This window comes from Chryseobacterium sp. SSA4.19, assembly GCF_022601875.1.
Taxonomy (GTDB): Bacteria; Bacteroidota; Bacteroidia; order Flavobacteriales; family Weeksellaceae; genus Chryseobacterium.
Genome location: NZ_JAKVIP010000014.1, coordinates 86,196 through 105,312, shown reverse-complemented (window position 1 = coordinate 105,312; position 19,117 = coordinate 86,196). Strand labels below are relative to the sequence as shown.

The following is a 19,117-nucleotide window of genomic DNA, read 5'->3' as shown; positions in this document are numbered from 1 at the left end:
ATTTATTTGATAAAACAGAATCGATGAAAGCAGAATTGATCGTAATCGGAGGCTCGGCCGGAAGTCTGCAGGTTATTTTAGAAATGATTAAAAAACTAAATGACAGGATAACAGTTCCTATTGTCTTGATTCTCCATCGTAAGGCACACTCAACTAACATACTGCATGCCCTTCTGCAGCAGCTTTCCCATATTGAGGTGATTGAAATAGATGATAAAACAGAAATTAGAAATAATACCCTATACATTACTCCGGCTGATTATCATGTACTGTTTGAAGATAAAAGGACAATGTCGCTTGACAGTTCCGAAAAAATGAACTATTCCCGGCCTTCGATTGATGTTACCTTCAGGTCTGCAGCAGAAGTTTATGGTGAAAAGGTAATTGGGGTACTTTTGTCAGGTGCCAATGCAGATGGAGTACAGGGATTAGCCTATATCAAAAAAAATAATGGAAAAGTATGGATTCAGGATCCTGAAACGGCTGAAGTGGATTATATGCCCAGAAATGCCATGGAACAAGTTGATTATGATCTGATTATTACGCCGGAGAATCTGGCCGATCATATTAATCATATAAATAAGTAAAATTAGAAATCATTTAATTAGTAATACTATGAGTAAAAAGAAAATCCTGATTTTTGATGATGATACAACTATTCTCGAAGTGATCACGATTATTTTTGAAGAGAATGGATTTCAGGTAGAAATTTCAGAAACCTCACACGATATTCTGGAACGTGTGGCGCGATACCGTCCGGATGTTATCCTTATGGACAACTGGATCCCCAGAATCGGTGGAGTGGAAGCCACAAAACTTTTAAAAAATCACGAAGAATTTAAAAATATCCCTGTAATCTATGTAACAGCCAATAACGATATTGTGGCACTGGCCAGAGAAGCTCAGGCAGATGATTATGTGGCAAAACCTTTCAATCTTGATGATCTTGAGCAGAAGGTTGCTAAATATATTTAAAATAAATATCCCCGATATCATTATCGGGGATAAACTGTATTCGTTTATTCTTTATGAAGCAGTTTTCTGTAAAGATTTCATTTTTCCGATCATAAATGAAATGTTGCATTTTTCATTATTGATTTCTGTTATTAACGATGTTAAAAATAAATTAAGATCAGGCTTTGATAATATCTTATTTGAAAAGGTTCGCACGATAATCGTTTTCTTGGATACGATATTTTCAGTCAGAATATATTCATTTTGTAAATCTATATCCAAATCAAACTGTAATTTAATACTGCGGGTTAAATATTTTGTAATCAGTTCTTTTATTTTAATATAGGTTGTCATCACTAAGTATTTTACCTAATACTATTAATATTTATGCCAAAATGAGTATCCTAGTAATATTTCTATATATTTTTAACACAATATATTAAGTAAGCTAAAAACTGTTAAAATCTAAGGGAATTTTTAAGATATTAAAATCATTTCCCTCCTCCGCCGTTCTTTTCAGCATCTGTTTTAGTATTTTCTTTTACTTTCTGGTTTCCGAACCTTTTTACAAATGAAATGGAAGCTCCGTACCAGTCCCATTTTGAGATGCTCCTTACATAGCCTTGCTGATTATAGGTGGTGGCGTCATAGTTAGGCCTCTGGAAAATATTCATCAGCTGTAAGCTGACTTCCATCTGGGTTTTCGGGAATATCTTGGTAGCAGAAATATTATGGAAAATATTCGGTTTATTGGTCGTGGAGTTTCCATTGTTCTGGTTGGATACTTCAACCCACGCACTTAAATTAATATTTTTATTAAAAAGATTGGTATACGAAAGATTGGTTGAAGCGCTCAGATAGCTGATATAAAAATTGTTTTTTAACCCGTTTCTTTCATTAAAATCACTGTTGTCAATATAATACCACCCAAGACCTAAATTAACAGTAAATTTATTCTTGAAAAATGTCTGGTTGGTATTTGCGTAAACATAATATTTATGCACTTTTCCGCTAAAGTTGGAAGGTTGTGTGATTGTAATTTTTTTAATGGTAGTAGTGCCGTTTTCACCCGGGACTTCAATTTCCCGCTGTAAATAATCAGTCCAGTAATCCTGGTCGGTAAATGAATATCTTGCGGAAATAAAATACTTCTTTAAAATTCCCAGCTTCATATAAAGCCTGTCACTCGGATTGGGCTCGAGATCTATATTCCCGCGGCTGTAAATCCCGTCTGTATTGGGCGTCATGAAAGGATTGAATTCTGCATACCAGGGTCTCCAGATATTTCTGTTATAAGTTAAGCTCAAATCATATTTGTCAGAGAAAGAATATTTTACCAGTATATTGGGCAGGAACGCTCCGTAGCCATCTTTCCTTGAAGTTCCTGCAACATCCTGGCGCATTCTATAGTCAATATATTCATAACGGATGCCGACTCTGGTTTCTAATTTATCAAAAAACTTTCTGCTGTAATTGGCATATAATGAACTAATATTGTCTTCATAGTGGAAAATATCTCTCGGGCTGAAGCTGTACACCATACTTCCGTACAGGTTATTGGGAATCACATTATTGTTAAAACTCATTTTTCCGCCGGTTTCAAAAGTAGCACCCGATTTTCCTAAGGGCTGAGTATAGTCTACCTTAAAATAGTAATTCCGGTTTTCGGTATCGGTAAGAACACCGAGATCTTCCCTGGACGGGCCGTCTTTACTTGAAAAAATATTATTAATGAAATAACTGTCTTCAGACTGTCCGTAATAATTTATGCCTAAGTTTACATCAAGAATTTTATTCTTTTCCTTATCATACCATTTATAAAAAAGGTTGGTTCCTACATTGCGGTTAAGTCCGGTAGAATTTTGATTTTGATCAGAAGAGCTCTTAGAAATGTCACTGCGGTTTATTCTGGTGGCTTCTGAATTGGAAGTGGAATTGTCCTGGTAATATTCCAAGATAAGACCTACCGTATTTTTATTATTGATTTCAAATTCAGATGTAGTAGAAAATGAAGGGCTTTTACTCCTGCCTATTACATAACTGTTGATCTGGTTGGTCTCATTATCCTGATACCAGGTGTACAGACTGGAATTTCTCTGAACATAAGTATTGTCACTATAACCTCCTATCAATGTTTGGGTAAAGTTTTTCCTGTGGTAATTTAAATTCAGATTGGTATATTGTGAATTTTTTGTGTTCTGTTTATTGTTTAAAGTAATGCTTCCTTTCATTCCTTCATCATCCCGTTTTTTCAAAACAATATTGATTACGGATCCGGTCGCTTCATACCGTGAAGACGGGCTGGTAATTACCTCAATCTTCATCAGGTTGTCAGCCGGAATAGTTTTAAGGTACTCTTTCAGCTCTTTACCCGTAAAAACAGATTTTCTGTCATTGATATATACCGTTACGGATTCTCCTTCTGCTTTAAGCGCATCATTATTATCAATATTTACCAAAGGGGTCATTCTCAGAACATCCCAAGTAGTATTTCCTGCAAGAATGGCACTATTGGCTACGTTAAAAACGGTTCTGTCGACTTTAGATTCCACGGTAGGTTTTTTTACGGTTACCGTAACGCCTTCTATATTTTTTTCTCTGGATTTTATACTGTCCTGTTTCTCCTGTGCAAAAGTGATAATACCCGCCAGTAAGGCGATTGGGATCAAAATAGTTTTCATTAACAATTAAGTTTATCTATAAGACAATACAATTATAGGTTCTGTTACATCTGATCGAATTAATTCTACCTCAATTATCTCCGCCAAACCTTCAAAATAGGCAGGAAGTAAAAAATATTATACATTTGTTAAAACTCAAAATGCTTATGAAGAATGTTTTAAGCTGGATTTTTATCATATTTCTTATTGTTTCGCTTTTTAATAATTGTTTAAATAATTCTGTAAAAAAACATGTACAGAAGGAAAAAGATTTTATTAATTACCTGAGACAAGCGTATTCTTCCGGTGATGCTTCAAAATGGCCAAAACCTATATTAGATCCGGAATCCATTTCATCATTTGTTGAAATCGGCCATTTACTGGATAATCAATTTCCCGCCGACAATCAATATTCACCTGAAAAAGTATTATTGGGGAAAACGCTTTTTTTTGATCCCCGACTTTCAAAGTCCGATCAGATTGCCTGCGCCTCCTGTCATGATCCGGAACTTGCCTGGTCCGACAACAGAACTTTTTCTTTTGGGCATAACCGGCAGCCGGGGACCAGGAACGCAATGACTATTCTTAATGTAGCGTATGCGAAATCATTATTTTGGGACGGCCGTTCAAATTCGCTGGAGCAGCAGTCAGAGATGCCGATTCAGGATGAAAAAGAAATGGGTGGGCATATTGATATAGCAGCAGATAAGATTGCAAAAATAAAGAGTTACGGAGTTTTATTTGAAAACGCATTTGGAGACAGGAAAGTGACTAAAGACAGAATTTCAAAATCCATTGCTGCTTTCGAGCGAACAGTTAAAAGTACACCCAGCAAGTTTGACCAGTTTATTGATGGTAAGTCGGCATTATATACAGATGATGAAATTATGGGGCTGCATCTTTTCAGGACAAAAGCCCAATGCATTAACTGTCATAATTCAGGCTATTTTTCCAATAACAGATTTGAAAATATAGGAACATCTTTGCTCGGTGAGAAAGGAGAGGATCTCGGCAGGTTCCGGGTGACAAAAAACCCTGAAGATGCAGGAAGGTTCCGTGTTCCGGGTCTGCGTGAAGTATCAAGGACGGGCCCTTATTTCCATAACGGATCTATGGCCGACCTATCGGAAGTGATCCGTTTTTACAGCAATGGAAATCCTGAGCATTCACAAAAACGCATGACGGTTCATAAAGGAACGGTATTGCATTCAGGAAAATCAGGTATGGTAAGAATGTTAGAGTTATCAGAACAGGAAATTTCTCAATTAGAAGCATTTCTAAGAACTTTATCATCAAAGTCAGAAAAGGTTGTTATCCCTGAACTGCCAGAATAATAACATGGAGCTTGATAATTAGGACAAATAAAAAGCAGCTATACATCATGCAGAGCTGCTTTCCCTTAATTAATTTTACTAAAATTATATCTTTATAAGTTCTTAAAAGAGATCGCTCCCCGTAAGGAGCGGCCTCAAGATAAAATATTCCCTTATTCTATTTAATCCTTTGGAAATCATTTCTGATCTCTTTTGTTTAGTAAATATAATCATAAAGTATAAATTAAGTGTCAAAATAATTAATATAAGTAAATTAAACTTATTAATTTTGTTATTAAAGAATTTTATTCTGTATCTTTAACCAACTAATCATGTTAAAAGAATATTATTCTATGGATCACCTTGACAATAAAGATAAGCATCTGCTCATGTTGCTTCAAAAAGATGCAAAACTTACGGTAAAAGAACTAGCCAAAGAAGTGAACCTCTCTCCGTCACCTGTTTTTGAAAGGGTGAAACGGTTGGAGCAGGAAGGATATATCAAGAAATATACGGCTGTTCTGGATCCTGAAAAGCTTAGTCTGGGAATTACTGTGTATTGCCAGCTGAAACTGAAAAGCAATGACAGTGACCTTGCGATAGAGTTTGAACAGGAAATTATGAAAATTGAAGAGGTTGCAGAATGCTACAGCATTTCCGGAGATTTTGATTTTCTGCTGAAAGTATATGTGAAGGATATGAAACAGTATCAGGATTTTGTATTCAATGTTCTGGGTGCAGTACCTTCTATCGGAAGCACCCACAGTACTTTTGTGATGGCCGAGGTAAAAAACATCCATGGATTAACCATCTGAAAGAAATCTTACACAAATTTACAGATGCTGAATGATAGATTTCAGCTAATTTAAAAACCTCTGTTTTGTTCACAGAAAATTTGCTGAAGAATTTTAAGATAACTTGAATAATGTACTACTAAATCAGTATTTATCATCATTATCTCATTAGATTAAAAGCTGGCCATTTTAGAAAAACTTAAGCAGGCAGGATGAATTTTCTTCAGCATTTTAAAGTGATAGGATAGGGATATACTTTTTAAGCAAGAAAACCTGAGAGTTTTATTGGAACTCCCAGGTATAAGGTATTTATTATAAATGGTTAGTTAATTACTTTTTTATCAGCTTTTTCACTGAAGTTTTACCGTCTTCATGAGTTGCTTTAATGAAATAAATGCCTTTCGGAGCATCGGAAATATCAATTTGATTACCAAATGTCCCCGTACTCATTTTTTGTCCAACTACATTGACTACTTCCAGAGATTTGATTGTTTTCTCATCCTTGAAATAAACGATCCCGTTTGTAGGATTCGGATAAACTCCAAATGTATCTTTATTTTTAACATCGTTTACAGAGAGATTGTTCAGTGCAAATCTTTTTACCCTCATTCCGCCTTCGGAATAAGTCACAACCAGGTTATTGTTTGCGGTATCAAATGCAATATCATTGTATGTTGCTGTGGCAGAAGACAAGAAAGGGCTTCCTACTTTTTCCCAGTTTCCTCCGTTAGTGGTGTAAACACTGTTTTTTCCATGATTTGGATTGGAATAGTCCCAAATTCCTGCAATAACATATGGGGTTCCGTCTGGTGATACTGTGATAGCGGCATTATTAACCACGGTATCGGTAAAATTTGCCGTCCCGATTTGTACCCAGGAATTTTCGTCAAATTTTTTCACATTCAGTTTTCTTCCATCTCCTGCATTTGATACATACACGACATAAGGAACATTATTGCCGTCAAGAGCAATGTCGCAATAAGAATTGTCCATAGCGTAAGCACTTCCTACAGGGCTTCCGCCTACCAGTGTCCAGGTATCTGAAGATGTGGCATTAGCACTGATCTTATACACCAGGACAACTCCGCCGGCAAATTGTACCGTATAAATATTGTTATCTGATCCTATTGCCATTTCTGCATAGGTGGAACCTCCGGCAAATCCGGCATCGCCCACCTGTTCCCAAATTCCGTTATTATACCTTCTTACAGTTCCGGAGTCATCTGAACTATAGGCAAAAAGCGTATTGGTGGATGGCGATACTGCTGTTGCCTGGAAATTTACAGTGGAAGTTGTAGGCTGCGGAAGTACGGCCCATGAACCGGAACTGAATTTTCTCATTTCCATGCCTGTATCTGGATAAGCCGCCTGGTTGCTGTAATAGATATTTCCTTGCATATCGAGAGCAAGAGAGCTATAAGTGGCAAGACCTGTTGTAATGCCTGCAGAGCCTCCTACATAAGACCATGAAGTCCCATCGAACTTTTGTACAGATCCCTTGCCTGCAGAAACATCATAATAAGAAATATAATAATTTCCCGAGGCATCGATGGCCAGATTATTATAGCTGCTGAATCCTGTAGAAACTACTGCAGATGTACCTACATTATTCCATTGTTGCGCAAATGTTGTAACACTAAGGCTCACAGCACTAATCATCAGAGCTTTTCTGAACTTTAAAAAATAATTTTTTCGCATAATAAAGAATGTTTAAAAAATGTGAAGATTTCTAGCTTTTAATGAATTGTAGATCTGGTGTAATTCTTCAGATGAAGAACTGTCTGCAAATTTATTGATTGGATATGAAAAACATTAGTTAGGCCTATGATTTATGAAGAAAACACCTACTCATTTGATACTTTATTAGTGATTTGTGGTTTAAAATCATGGATTTTTTAAAATTTAAGAAATCTGATATTCCCGTTTTTAAAATAAAGACAGGGTTGTTGTTCATCTAATAGTGCATATTCTCTTTTAATAAATTTATATTTATTTGCTTTTAAAAGGTAAATATTGATAATCAGATAAAGCAGATAATAAGAGATAAAATGGAAAAAAATTAAGTAAATTCAGATACTGTCTATCCAATGATAGATGTCTGTCTGCTGATGAATCTCAAATTTTTTACGGATCCTGTACTTTTTATTCTGGACCGTCCGGGTTTCAATGAAGGTATATTTTGCAATCTCTTTGGTCGTCAGTTTTAATTTCAGAAGTGCACAGAATTCAATTTCAGACTGTTGAAGATCGGGTTTTATTTTAAGCAGCTTTTCAGAAAATCCGGGAAACAGGCTTTCGAAGGCAAACATAAATCCAGAGTCATTATTTTCGAGAAGGCTGATGAGATTTTTATACGCTTCATGCAGGTTGGTGTTGGCGTGAGGTTCGGTTTTCATTTGCATTGTTTCTTCTATTTTGATGTTCTTTTTCTTCCTGAATTTTAAAAATAGGAAAGTGGAAATTCCCGAAACAATTACCAATGAAATACCCAAAAACAAAAATAACCTATTTGAAGACCGGCTCTTTTCTTCTTCGTCTTTGCTAATTACCTTCTGTAGAGAATTGTATTTGCTCTGAAGTACCTGAAGATTATACTGCTTGATTTTGTTTTCATAAAAATCAGCGCTGTCTTTATTGTTCTTCCTTAGATAAATTTCTTTTAAGGACTTATATATGTCGTTAATATTCAGTTCAACACCTATATGGTTTCCGATTTTTAAAGCTCTGTGGAAATTTTTTACTGCATTTTCATCATCTTTAAGATATTGATAGTATTTGCCGATCACAATATAATTATCGCTCATCGATCCGTCTTCCTGAATTTCCTTCGGTTTGATCTCAATTGCTTTCCGGGCAAAATAATAAGCGGAATCTATATTATACTGCAAATAGACATTTGCAATATTTGAATAATTGAGATACTTAAATCTGGCAAGCTCTCTATGGTCTTTCAGTTCGTCACTGTTTCTGATCTGTTCACGCAGTTTCCGGACTGCATTTCGCGGCTCTTTTTTATCCATATAAACATTGGCAAAACTGCTCAGGATATTTGCTTTTGCATAAAATATATCTTTAGTCGCAGGTCTGTTGTTCTGTAAGGCATCGTAAGCATGATTCAGGTGAATAATAGCTTTGTCATAAAGTTTATTTACGGAATATGTGTGTGCCAGATAAATATCGGCCATCGTTGAATTGTATGTATTTCCATAATTTTCGGAAACTTTTTGCAGCTGTTCGGATGCTGTGAACAGACTGTCGATCTGGTTTTTATTATAGAAATATCTGCATTTTTTTTCCAGCAGCTTCATTTCGGAAAGCGAATCTTTAAGTTTTCTGGACTCTTTAATAAGTCCGTCCAGATCATGATACGATTTATTGATATTGGCTTCGAACAATTTAGAATTTTCCGCGACTTTATTTTTAAATCCTGCTATTTCTTTCGAAGATTGAGCATTTGTGCTTGCACAGAAAAATAAAACGAATAAAATTATCAGTTGGGCCTTGTTCATCATTAGTGTTCATTACGCCGTAAATTTAAAAATTTTATTATTTAAAACGATATTTGTAATAACATAGACGATAATCATTTAAAATATTTGTTATTCTATAAACAATAAACAGTATTATTAAGTACAACAATTAATAAAACCTGGAGTATACATCGTGGCAACAATTAGAATTTATATTGTAAAAAATGTTGTGGATTTTAATCTCGCAAATTCTATACTACAGACAGGTGTTTTGCAGTGTTAAAATGAGTTTTAAATTCGATTAAAATTTAATGTAATATCTTTGTTTTGAAAAAACACCGAAAAGTATTTTTATGGATGATATAAGGATGATTGTAACGGATATGGACGGAACTTTTCTGAACTCTGAACATCAGATGAGCCCGGATTTTCCGATTGTATATGAAGAACTAAAAAAAAGAAACATTCTTTTTGTTCCCGCCAGCGGTAGGCAGATGATGGGAATTACCAAATATTTCGGAGAGATTGAGAATGAGATGGCATTTATTGCGGAAAACGGAGGATATGTAATCTATAAAAATAAAGAACTGTTTGCGGACAGGCTTGATCCTACTTATATTACTGAAATTATCACCGCTATACGGAATATCTCCGGTGCTACGGCGGTCCTGTCAGGAAAAAAAACAGCCTATGTCGATAGTGATAATGAAGATTTTCTCCATTATATATCCCAGTTTTATACCCGTAACGAAAGAAGAGGGGATTTAACCGAAGAAATTGATGACAGTATTTTTAAAATAGCAGTGTATCATCCTGAAGGCTCCGAATTAAACGTTTATCCGGTTTTAAAAGAATTTGAAAAATATAACCTTGAGATCGTAGTTTCCGGAAAGTATTGGCTGGATATTATGAATAAAAATATCAATAAAGGCAATGCGCTGGAAAAGCTCCAGGAGGCGCTGGATATTTCCCCTCAGCAAACGATGGCTTTTGGAGATTATATGAATGATATTGAAATGTTGAAAAATTCCAGGTATTCTTATGCAATGAAAAATGCTCATCCGTCTGTGAAAGAAGCGGCTTCTTTTGAAGCATGCACCAATGACAATTTTGGCGTTCTCAAAATCATTAAGGATTACCTTGATCTAAGTTGATAATAGAGTAGTTTAGAGATAAAGCTCTTCAAATATTTGAAATGAAGGGTTTTGGATCAGTTTATTTATTGTCATTCTTGATACACCTTAATATAATCAAAAAAATATAAACTAAAAACAAAATCCACAACGTATTAAGTTGTGGATTTTAATTGAAAATATGTTATATTAAAATTCGGTGCCAACTAATCCGTAGCTCATTATTGCCGGTTCTTTTCCGAAAAGACAAGAAAAAATATTCTGGAATTCATGAATGTATTTACATCTGATAGAATTTCCATAAATCTTTAATCCGTCAACAATTTTTCTTGAACTCAGATCAATATCATACTTGATAAAAGATTCAGGTCTTTCATATCTTATTCGCTGCTCTGAGCTATAAGTTCTTAAAAAACCGAACTTTTCCAGCCATTCTTCAGTAATCTGGATCGGCTTTATACTTTCTGCCGGAACGGAAAAACTGTGAATGTCATTTTCAATTTTCACAAAATAGTCTCTCTCATTATCCTGAAAAATTTCAGTGATATTATAGATCTGATTTTTGTATTCTACTAAATTTTTGATTTTTAGATCTGCAACGTTCATAATATTTTGTGTGTTAAGTTACTACTGTATATAGGTGAATATATAGTATTGGTTTAATTACAAATACTATGCCTTATGGAATGAATAATATTTTAATATTTGTTTATAATTAATGAGAAATACAGTTAAATCGCTGACATTCAGTATTTAATTATGGTATTTTAGTGTTAGGTTAAATATAATAAATTAAATATGTGGTATTCGTGTGGTACTGGTGAATTTAACTTTTAAAATCGATAGTCAATTTTTAGTGATTTAAATGTCCTTATTACTAATAAATGAAAATAAGGATAGTCTAAAATAAGATTTTAATTGGTTTTAAATGATAAAGGCAATCAATCGATCATATCAACAAACAAATATTCCGGAGCAACACTCCGGAATAAAGAAAAGCTATTGATTCATTAAAAAAGTCATAACCTTCTGGAGGTATTCATTTTCCTTTACAACTTTGTTGTACGACTGTCTGGCATATATGGGTGAAAGATCATAATTGACAGGCTTTGAATTGACATCTTCATTTTCAATATAATTCAGATGCCGGGTATAATCTTTAATAAGTTTATTAATTGTTTTTCTTTTTATCTTACATAGTGTATTGTTCTTTATTTTTTGTAAAGAATTAAGGATAAAAGATTTGTCTCCGTGAAAGTTAATAACGTTTTTAACAAACGAAAGGTTGTGGCTATCCTGTAAAACAGAATGTTCATCTTCAAAAATCATGATCGGTAAAAGTTTATAAAATTTAGAAATTGTTCAAGACACTTCATTGTAGTTATTACAGATCAATTGACGGGTATAGAGAAAGACTTTTGCACTATCTTAATAATACAGTCTTGTGGAGAAATAAAGTGTGTTAACATGATATATCTATTTAGATGATTGTGTAAGCGTCCGAGGCGTATTCTTTTTTACATTAAATTAAGTCATTCAAATATCTAACCAAAAAATAAATAATTTTAAAAATAATAAAATATATGTATTAAAGTGATATAAAAATGTAATATTATTTCAATACCTTAAATTATATTTACGATATTTTTGTGGTATCCACTATTTCAGATTAATCTTGCTGGATATAATTATATTTATTAAATATATATAATTGTTTAGCTATACATTATGAATTTATTTATAATAAATTTTGGTGTCATAATTTAGCCAAAAAAAAGCCTCACTTTCCGTGAGGCAAAAATCATGATCTGTGAGTAGTCTTATTAGGTTATTTATTATTTTCAAGCCATTTTAACCGGCGTTGGTCAGGGAGGTGTTTTACTTTGAAATGTTCAAATATTGCCTGGAATCCGTTTCCGTCCGGGCAGGCAGCCATAAGACCAACCATAACAGGAGAGTTATCTTGAAGATAAGCATTACGCATCAAAATGTAGTTTTTATCATCAAAAGAATAAAATATTTCGACCGCATCAAGCCTTCTTACAGCTTTTATCCATACTGCAGAAGGTGTTTTATCAAGAGTGATTACGCTCCAGTCACTGGTTGTATGTGTCACGACTGTGCTTAAATTATATTTACCGTCTACAAATTCAACTCCTGCTTTTATATAATTTTCCTTATCTATTCTCAGCATCAGGCCCATCTGATCGAATCTTGCTTTATAATTTCCGGTAATTTTTACTTTCGCTTCAAATTCTCCGCCATAGGTCGTGTATAGGAAAGGGGCATCATCTACTGTAAATCCGTAATGCGAAATTCTCCAGTAATCACTCTGTGGGGTTACAGACATAGTTAGACTGTTGTTTTTAATCTCCCATTTTTCCGGTTCATTGAACCATGTCATTTTTTCCAATGTCTGTGCCATGCTTTTAGTGATGATGCAAAGTGTGCAAAAACTTAAAAATATTCTTTTCATTATTCTTCCCTTGTAAATACACGGTGTGTAATTATTGTTATTTTAGCAAATGTATAACTAAATAGAAGCTTTGTCCAATACTGATAAATAACCATTTTATGAACATTCTAGAAACACTGAATAAAATCCTCCTGAAAAGTAAAGAAGCTGATAAAGCCTGTCTTATGGATCCTGAAATCTATAAAAATATTGCTTCGGTATATGCACAGACAGAAAATTTGATAGCGGTTTTAAGTGATATGCGCCTGAATAAAAGTTATGTTTTTTCGTCAAGGACAGCGAGTGAACTGGGATTGAGCTTTCCGGAAAATCCTACTGTAATCGATTCTATATGGGAAGAAGAAATCCTGAAAAGAATTCACCCGGATGACAGAATGAAAAAATACATACATGAAATGAGGTTTTTTAAGTTATTGGAAGATACAGGCAACGAAAAACGTTCAGATTTCTGTGTGGTTTCAAAAATGAGGTTGTTGGGCAAAAACGATGTCTATGAATGGATTCGCCACCGCATGTTTTATTTCTATTCTCCATATGCTTTTAAACTGAGATTTGCACTCTGCCTGTATGATAGAGCTGCGGGCCATTCTAAAGGATTGATATCTGAATTTCTGATTATCAATACTGTAAAAGGTGAAGTTGTAGCAGAAGATAAATTTGAGTATAAACATGTCCTCTCACAAAGAGAATTGGAAGTTCTACACTATGTAGGAAAAGGCTTTACCAGCAAGGAAATTGCAGAACTGCTTTCCATAAGTATTAATACCATCAACAGGCACCGTCAAAATATTCTCCAGAAGCTGAATGTTAAAAATTCTGTTGAAGCCTTGAATGGAAAGTTTATTTCAAGACATGATTAATTTCATAATACTTGATAAATCAACACTTTATGATATAGAAATTTTAAATTATTAGTTAATTTATGCTTTTTATGTTGCGAATATGAAACTTATTTAAGATTTTTTACATAAAGATCATATGAAAAATACGGTATTATCCTGTTTTGTCTTAAAATTAAATCTATATTTGTTATAACTAACAACTAACAAATCAAGGATGAAAATTAATTTCTCAACAGCAACATTTAAAGATTTTGAGAATATTCCGGGCTTTGATATGATGAAGCGCGCAGATATTTATTATGACTTTCTGGAATATATGAAATCAAACGGTCATCGGTACAGGTTACAAAATAATACAGGCTGCAGTTCGATAATGAATGTCAATACAGAAAACGCAACCAGGGAATTCGTAAGTTTTGTCACAAGTGATTATCTTGGATTTACCCAACACCCTAAAGTAAAGCAGGCAGCAATGGAAGGGATAGAGAAGTTCGGAACAGGTACCGCAGCAACACCACTGATCGGCGGATACTATTCCTATCATAATGATCTTGAAAACAAAATAGCATCTTTTTTTGGCAGAAAAAAAGAAGAAACAGTGATATTTACAACAGGATATACGGCCAATAGTGCTACATTACAGATTTTACTGCAGAAAGAAGATCTTGCTATTTTGGATATGTCTGTTCATGCAAGTGTGCATGAGGGATGCATTCTAACCAACAGGAAAACATTTCCTCACAATAATCTCGATGCATTGGAACATATTCTGAAAACTTCTGAAAATCAGTACCGGACAAAACTGGTGGTTATTGACGGTGTGTATTCTCAGGATGGAGATGTTTCGCCTGTGGAAGAGATATACAGGCTTGTCAAAAAATATAATGCCTATTTAATGGTAGACGATGTGCATGGCGTAGGAATTTTAGGACAGAATGGTAGAGGAACCCTTGAAGATCCGCGATTGCTTGATAAAATTGATATTATTACAGGTACATTCAGCAAGACATTCGGTAACCTTGGAGGCTATGTGATTACCAATGAAAAACTGGCTGAATTTATAAGATTCCAGTCACGGCAGCAGATTTTTTCCGCGACTACTCCTCCAGGTTCTGCAACAGGTATTATCAAGGCTATTGACCTAATCGACGAAGAACCGCAATGGCGTACAAAACTTTGGGAAAATATCAACTATTTTAAAAAAGGACTGGACGAGCTGGGATTAGATACAGGAACAAGCTGTTCCGCTGTAGTGCCTGTAAAGATAGGAGACCCTCACATAACAGGTGATGTAGGGAAAATGTTGCTTGCGTATGGTATCTATGCAAATCCTATTATCTACCCCGCAGTAGCCAGAAAAAATGCACGTATCAGAATGAGTGTTACGGCAATTCATGAAAGGGCACATCTTGATAAAACACTCAATGCATTTGAAGATATCAATAAAAAGTTGCATATTGCGAAAAAATAATAAATAATGCCTAGAAAAGTTGTACAGGGACCGATAAGGGATAAAGAAAAAACAAAACAGAAATTGCTTGCAGCGGTAGGGAAAATTCTAAAAACCAGAGGATATCCCGGTTTGAAAGTTAGTAAAATAGCAGCTGTGGCAGGCTTTGACAAGAAACTTATTTATGAATATTTCGGAAGTACCGAAAAACTGATCGATGAATATATCAAAACTCAGGATTACTGGAGTAAAATGAACGATGGTAATATTGAGGTTGATATTTCAGACGGAGGTAAGGCATTGTCAAAGATGGCCATCTTAAATCAGTTTGAGTATGTAAAAAGAAATAAGGAGCTTCAGAAAATTATCCTTTGGGGACTGTCAGAGAGCAAGCCTATTCTAAAAAAAGTTGCTGATGAGAGAGAAGCGATCGGAGAGACCCTTTTTTCAAATATAATCGATCCTTATCTGAAAGACAAATCTACAAGATATCGTGCTATAGCAGCGCTTCTTGTTTCAGGTTCATATTATCTGAATCTTTATACCGGACATAATGCGAGCAAGTTTTGCGGGATTGATCTGAAAACTGACGAAGGAAGAAAAGAAATTCAGAAAGCGATTGAAGAAATTATTGATTTCGCTTATGAAGAAAAATAAAGCGAAAAATTTTCCCATTGACCAATGACAAGTTTGTGGATAATTTGAAAACTTTTCATTTTCAGATTAGAACTATATTTCTTACTTTTGGCCAATGGAAAATTTCATCGTATCTGCAAGAAAATATCGCCCACAGGAGTTTGACACTGTTGTCGGGCAATCGCATATTACAGATACTTTAGAACATGCAATCGGGGAAAATCAGCTGGCTCAGGCCTTATTATTTTGCGGCCCCAGAGGGGTAGGGAAAACCACATGCGCCAGAATCCTGGCCAGAAAGATCAATGAAAAAGACGGATCGGTCTCAGAAGACGGATTTGCCTATAATATCTATGAGCTGGATGCGGCATCCAACAACTCTGTGGATGACATCAGGGAACTGATTGATCAGGTACGCTTTGCTCCTCAGGTGGGAACCTATAAAGTGTATATCATTGACGAGGTACACATGCTGTCTTCCGCGGCTTTTAATGCCTTTCTTAAAACGCTTGAAGAACCGCCTGCCCATGCAATTTTTATCTTAGCAACTACTGAAAAGCATAAGATCATTCCTACGATCTTGTCACGTTGCCAGATCTACGACTTTAAAAGAATTACCATTGAAAGCATTCAGGGACACCTCAGAACGATCGCTCAGAAAGAGCAGATCCGCTATGAGGACGATGCACTGTATTTAATCGCTCAGAAAGCAGATGGTGCATTAAGGGATGCATTGTCTATTTTCGACAGGCTTTCAACGTTCTCTCAGAAAAACATTACACTCGAAAAAGCAGCAGAGGTCCTGAATATCCTGGACTACGATCAATATCTGAAAATTGTTGATTTTGCAAAGGAAAATAAAATTCCGGATGTGCTTTTTGCATTTAATGAAATCGTTAAAAAAGGCTTTGATGCCCATATTTTCATTGCAGGATTAGGGAATCATTTCAGGGATCTGATGATGGCCCAAAATCCTTCAACTATTGATTTGATTGAGGTCGGGGAGCAGACAAAAGCCAAATTTGTACAACAGGCTCAGAATTGGAATGCCCAACAGTTAATCGATGCCATTGAAATCTGCAACCATGCAGATATCAATTATAAAAATTCTAAAAATCCGAGGCTTACCGTTGAGATTGCATTGATGCAATTGGCCTCGCTGTCTGCTCAGTCAGACACCTCTAAAAAAAAAAGTTCATAATATTACCTCCGGTAATTAATGAAAAGCGGGAAATAAAAGTTGTTGCAAAGCCTCTGGAAGAGAAGCCGGAACCGATTCAGGAGAAGCCTTCTGCAAACGTTAATACTCCTGCAGAAGCTGAAATAAAAAGAACAACAACAAAACCTATTTCGAAACAGGGGATCACATCAGGATTCAGTATCAGTGCCTTTTTAAGTAAGGAGGACGAGCCTCAAAAAGAGGAAATTCAACATGTCAAAGCTGAAAACCTTCCGCAAAGTCACTTTACTGAGACCGATCTCCAGACCGAATGGAGTATATTTCTTAAACAGCTTCAGAAAAAAAACACCATCGTTTTTAACGCGGTTAAGACCTTCAAAATGATAAAGTCGGGTGAGAATCAGATTATGATCCTTTTTCCATCTGATTCTGCCAAAGCGGAGTTCGATAAGGTAAGCAGGGAGTTTTTTAATCATTTTAAAACAAAGGTCCATAATTTCTCTATTGAAATACTTTATAAAAGAGACATGGAAAACCTTAAAATAGAAGTGATGACCAAAAGGAAAATTTTCGAAAAATTCGCAGAAAAAAATCCGCTTCTGAAAGATCTTGATGATTTAATGAAATTTGACTTAACCTAGTTATCTGTTGAATTAAACTAAAAGAAAATATAATTCTTTCTTAGAATCCTATTTGTATCAGTATTTTAATATCTCAAAAAATTATTTTATTAAAAATATTTTATATATTTGTCGGATAATTTACTGTTCCAAAGATTAATTTCTTTGACAATTATAACACTATAATAAAGCTGAAACAGACATCGGCAATGGGAAATTTATTAAAACCATATTTGTCTTTTTTTCAATCCGCTCATTCTTTAAGCGGATATTTTAGCTTTGCTTATTATTTTAGAAATTTCAGAAACTATTATCAATTATATTATTGGTATTGCTAACTGAATTTCTTTCCAAAAAATATACAGGGATATTATTTTCCGATTCCTGATTCCTTAATAATAATTTTAACGGCATTTTTTGAAAAGAATTATAAAGAAGCTTTATAATGCCGCTGCTATGGATATAACACAAACCCGAGAAACAAAAAAAATAATGGATTTAAAAGAATTAAAAAGCAACTGGTTCAATGAATTTTCACAGCCGCTGATGATTGCAGGCCCATGCAGTGCGGAAAGTGAGTCTCAAATGCTTGAGACAGCGAGAAGAATAAAAGAAACGCATGCTGAAGTGCCGGTATTTCGTGCCGGAATCTGGAAACCCCGTACTAAACCTAACGGATTTGAGGGAGTAGGTGTAATTGGTTTGAACTGGTTAAAAAAAGTAAAAGAAGAATACGGTTTTAAAACAGCAACGGAAGTAGCCAATGCCCATCATGTATTTGCAGCGCTTGAAGCGGATGTGGATATTCTTTGGATCGGAGCCCGTTCTACCGTAAATCCTTTTACAATTCAGGAGATTGCCATGGCTCTGAAGGGAACAGACAAACCTGTTTTTGTAAAAAATCCCGTTAATCCGGATCTTGCTCTGTGGAACGGGGCTTTGGAAAGACTGCTGGGGCAGGATATTAAGAAGCTCGGCGTAATTCACAGAGGATTTTCTACCTACCAGAAAACAAAATACAGAAACAATCCTAACTGGCAGATTGCATTGGATTTTAAGAGTCAGTTTCCGGATATTCCTATGCTGATTGACCCTTCGCATATCTGTGGAAATAGGACAGGACTGGCAGATGTCACTCAGGAAGCACTGAATGTCGGGTATCAGGGGGCGATGATTGAAACGCACAGCAATCCTGATGAAGCATGGAGTGATGCAGCCCAGCAGATCACACCGGAAGTTTTAGCAACGCTTATAAGTAACCTGAAAGTCAGAAATACTGATGTAGCTGGTTTTGAAAAAGATATGGGAAGACACCGGACATTGATTTCTGATTTAGATTTCCAGCTGATTGAACTTCTTTCTCAAAGAATGAAAATTTCAGAAAAAATTGGAAAGCTTAAAAAAGAAAATGATATTGCCATCTTTCAGCCGGAACGCTGGAAAGTGATCCGTGAATATGCCGAGCAGAAGGCAGTAGAGACCGGAATGTCCAAAGAATTTATCGAAAAACTTTTTAAAGCCATTCACGAAGAATCCATTGAAGTTCAGAATAATATCATGATTGACAGATAAGATGTTATCAAAATGAA

General features: G+C 35.1%; 18 protein-coding genes. 11 read left to right on the top strand and 7 right to left on the bottom strand.

The genetic code is table 11. The annotated features are described in order from the left end of the window. The first annotated feature begins 23 nt into the window (after positions 1-23). A complete protein-coding gene (locus MKJ01_RS11540; RefSeq protein ID WP_241614064.1) occupies positions 24-587 on the top strand; it encodes a chemotaxis protein CheB in 564 nt (187 codons plus the stop codon). 28 nt (positions 588-615) lie between these two features. Then, entirely contained in the window at positions 616-975 is a 360-nt protein-coding gene (locus MKJ01_RS11535; protein WP_241614065.1) for a response regulator, read from the top strand. A gap of 51 nt (positions 976-1,026) precedes the next feature. Here the strand turns inward: MKJ01_RS11535 and MKJ01_RS11530 are convergent, their stop codons facing one another. Together MKJ01_RS11530 and MKJ01_RS11525 are read right to left on the bottom strand one after the other, a co-directional pair. Further along, positions 1,027-1,308 (bottom strand): hypothetical protein, encoded by a 282-nt coding sequence (locus tag MKJ01_RS11530; RefSeq protein ID WP_241614066.1) that lies wholly within the window; start codon positions 1,306-1,308, stop codon positions 1,027-1,029. 137 nt (positions 1,309-1,445) lie between these two features. Next, positions 1,446-3,635, bottom strand: a complete 2,190-nt coding sequence (locus MKJ01_RS11525) for an outer membrane beta-barrel family protein (RefSeq protein ID WP_241614067.1) — start codon at positions 3,633-3,635, stop codon at positions 1,446-1,448. 146 nt (positions 3,636-3,781) lie between these two features. Here MKJ01_RS11525 and MKJ01_RS11520 point away from each other — a divergent pair, with 146 nt between their 5' ends. Then, complete coding sequence (locus MKJ01_RS11520) at positions 3,782-4,948, top strand: cytochrome-c peroxidase (RefSeq protein ID WP_241614068.1); 1,167 nt, start codon at positions 3,782-3,784, stop codon at positions 4,946-4,948. A gap of 332 nt (positions 4,949-5,280) precedes the next feature. Continuing rightward, positions 5,281-5,742: an Lrp/AsnC family transcriptional regulator gene (locus tag MKJ01_RS11515; RefSeq protein WP_241632614.1), complete on the top strand. Its 462-nt coding sequence runs from the start codon at positions 5,281-5,283 to the stop codon at positions 5,740-5,742. Positions 5,743-6,051: 309 nt separating this feature from the next. Here MKJ01_RS11515 and MKJ01_RS11510 read toward each other — a convergent pair whose 3' ends face one another. After that, positions 6,052-7,419: a T9SS type A sorting domain-containing protein gene (locus MKJ01_RS11510; RefSeq protein ID WP_241614070.1), complete on the bottom strand. Its 1,368-nt coding sequence runs from the start codon at positions 7,417-7,419 to the stop codon at positions 6,052-6,054. 371 nt (positions 7,420-7,790) lie between these two features. Next, complete coding sequence (locus MKJ01_RS11505) at positions 7,791-9,233, bottom strand: LuxR C-terminal-related transcriptional regulator (protein ID WP_241614071.1); 1,443 nt, start codon at positions 9,231-9,233, stop codon at positions 7,791-7,793. 311 nt (positions 9,234-9,544) lie between these two features. Here MKJ01_RS11505 and MKJ01_RS11500 point away from each other — a divergent pair, with 311 nt between their 5' ends. Then, positions 9,545-10,345 (top strand): Cof-type HAD-IIB family hydrolase, encoded by an 801-nt coding sequence (locus MKJ01_RS11500; protein WP_241614072.1) that lies wholly within the window; start codon positions 9,545-9,547, stop codon positions 10,343-10,345. A gap of 168 nt (positions 10,346-10,513) precedes the next feature. Here MKJ01_RS11500 and MKJ01_RS11495 read toward each other — a convergent pair whose 3' ends face one another. The 3 genes from MKJ01_RS11495 to MKJ01_RS11485 all read right to left on the bottom strand — a co-directional run bounded on the left by MKJ01_RS11495 (position 10,514) and on the right by MKJ01_RS11485 (position 12,800). After that, positions 10,514-10,930, bottom strand: coding sequence for a hypothetical protein (locus MKJ01_RS11495; RefSeq protein WP_241614073.1), 417 nt, complete (start codon positions 10,928-10,930; stop codon positions 10,514-10,516). Between the two features lie 393 nt (positions 10,931-11,323). Next, positions 11,324-11,653 carry a hypothetical protein gene (locus MKJ01_RS11490; protein WP_241614074.1) on the bottom strand — a complete coding sequence of 110 codons (330 nt, stop codon included), beginning with the start codon at positions 11,651-11,653 and terminating at the stop codon, positions 11,324-11,326. A gap of 499 nt (positions 11,654-12,152) precedes the next feature. After that, positions 12,153-12,800: a DUF1349 domain-containing protein gene (locus MKJ01_RS11485; RefSeq protein ID WP_241614075.1), complete on the bottom strand. Its 648-nt coding sequence runs from the start codon at positions 12,798-12,800 to the stop codon at positions 12,153-12,155. A 98-nt stretch (positions 12,801-12,898) separates the two neighbouring features. Between MKJ01_RS11485 and MKJ01_RS11480 the strand changes: the two genes are divergently transcribed. The 6 genes from MKJ01_RS11480 to MKJ01_RS11455 all read left to right on the top strand — a co-directional run bounded on the left by MKJ01_RS11480 (position 12,899) and on the right by MKJ01_RS11455 (position 19,100). Further along, a complete protein-coding gene (locus MKJ01_RS11480) occupies positions 12,899-13,660 on the top strand; it encodes a response regulator transcription factor (RefSeq protein ID WP_241614076.1) in 762 nt (253 codons plus the stop codon). A 196-nt stretch (positions 13,661-13,856) separates the two neighbouring features. Then, positions 13,857-15,113: an aminotransferase class I/II-fold pyridoxal phosphate-dependent enzyme gene (locus MKJ01_RS11475; protein WP_241614077.1), complete on the top strand. Its 1,257-nt coding sequence runs from the start codon at positions 13,857-13,859 to the stop codon at positions 15,111-15,113. Between the two features lie 6 nt (positions 15,114-15,119). Further along, complete coding sequence (locus MKJ01_RS11470) at positions 15,120-15,749, top strand: TetR/AcrR family transcriptional regulator (RefSeq protein WP_241614078.1); 630 nt, start codon at positions 15,120-15,122, stop codon at positions 15,747-15,749. A 94-nt stretch (positions 15,750-15,843) separates the two neighbouring features. Beyond that, positions 15,844-16,929 carry a DNA polymerase III subunit gamma/tau gene (gene dnaX / locus MKJ01_RS11465; protein WP_241614079.1) on the top strand — a complete coding sequence of 362 codons (1,086 nt, stop codon included), beginning with the start codon at positions 15,844-15,846 and terminating at the stop codon, positions 16,927-16,929. Positions 16,930-17,315: 386 nt separating this feature from the next. After that, a complete protein-coding gene (locus tag MKJ01_RS11460) occupies positions 17,316-17,549 on the top strand; it encodes a hypothetical protein (protein ID WP_241614080.1) in 234 nt (77 codons plus the stop codon). A 471-nt stretch (positions 17,550-18,020) separates the two neighbouring features. Next, entirely contained in the window at positions 18,021-19,100 is a 1,080-nt protein-coding gene (locus MKJ01_RS11455) for a chorismate mutase (protein WP_241614081.1), read from the top strand. The last annotated feature ends 17 nt before the right edge of the window (positions 19,101-19,117 follow it).

Excerpts from the sequence above, each read along its gene's own strand:
- MKJ01_RS11540 (WP_241614064.1), top strand. The coding sequence starts at position 24 with ATGAAAGCAGAATTGATCGTAATCGGAGGCTCGGCCGGAAGTCTGCAG.
- MKJ01_RS11535 (WP_241614065.1), top strand. The coding sequence starts at position 616 with ATGAGTAAAAAGAAAATCCTGATTTTTGATGATGATACAACTATTCTC.
- MKJ01_RS11530 (WP_241614066.1), bottom strand. The coding sequence starts at position 1,308 with ATGACAACCTATATTAAAATAAAAGAACTGATTACAAAATATTTAACC.
- MKJ01_RS11525 (WP_241614067.1), bottom strand. The coding sequence starts at position 3,635 with ATGAAAACTATTTTGATCCCAATCGCCTTACTGGCGGGTATTATCACT.
- MKJ01_RS11520 (WP_241614068.1), top strand. The coding sequence starts at position 3,782 with ATGAAGAATGTTTTAAGCTGGATTTTTATCATATTTCTTATTGTTTCG.
- MKJ01_RS11515 (WP_241632614.1), top strand. The coding sequence starts at position 5,281 with ATGGATCACCTTGACAATAAAGATAAGCATCTGCTCATGTTGCTTCAA.
- MKJ01_RS11510 (WP_241614070.1), bottom strand. The coding sequence starts at position 7,419 with ATGCGAAAAAATTATTTTTTAAAGTTCAGAAAAGCTCTGATGATTAGT.
- MKJ01_RS11505 (WP_241614071.1), bottom strand. The coding sequence starts at position 9,233 with ATGATGAACAAGGCCCAACTGATAATTTTATTCGTTTTATTTTTCTGT.
- MKJ01_RS11500 (WP_241614072.1), top strand. The coding sequence starts at position 9,545 with ATGGATGATATAAGGATGATTGTAACGGATATGGACGGAACTTTTCTG.
- MKJ01_RS11495 (WP_241614073.1), bottom strand. The coding sequence starts at position 10,930 with ATGAACGTTGCAGATCTAAAAATCAAAAATTTAGTAGAATACAAAAAT.
- MKJ01_RS11490 (WP_241614074.1), bottom strand. The coding sequence starts at position 11,653 with ATGATTTTTGAAGATGAACATTCTGTTTTACAGGATAGCCACAACCTT.
- MKJ01_RS11485 (WP_241614075.1), bottom strand. The coding sequence starts at position 12,800 with ATGAAAAGAATATTTTTAAGTTTTTGCACACTTTGCATCATCACTAAA.
- MKJ01_RS11480 (WP_241614076.1), top strand. The coding sequence starts at position 12,899 with ATGAACATTCTAGAAACACTGAATAAAATCCTCCTGAAAAGTAAAGAA.
- MKJ01_RS11475 (WP_241614077.1), top strand. The coding sequence starts at position 13,857 with ATGAAAATTAATTTCTCAACAGCAACATTTAAAGATTTTGAGAATATT.
- MKJ01_RS11470 (WP_241614078.1), top strand. The coding sequence starts at position 15,120 with ATGCCTAGAAAAGTTGTACAGGGACCGATAAGGGATAAAGAAAAAACA.
- dnaX (WP_241614079.1), top strand. The coding sequence starts at position 15,844 with ATGGAAAATTTCATCGTATCTGCAAGAAAATATCGCCCACAGGAGTTT.
- MKJ01_RS11460 (WP_241614080.1), top strand. The coding sequence starts at position 17,316 with ATGATCCTTTTTCCATCTGATTCTGCCAAAGCGGAGTTCGATAAGGTA.
- MKJ01_RS11455 (WP_241614081.1), top strand. The coding sequence starts at position 18,021 with ATGGATTTAAAAGAATTAAAAAGCAACTGGTTCAATGAATTTTCACAG.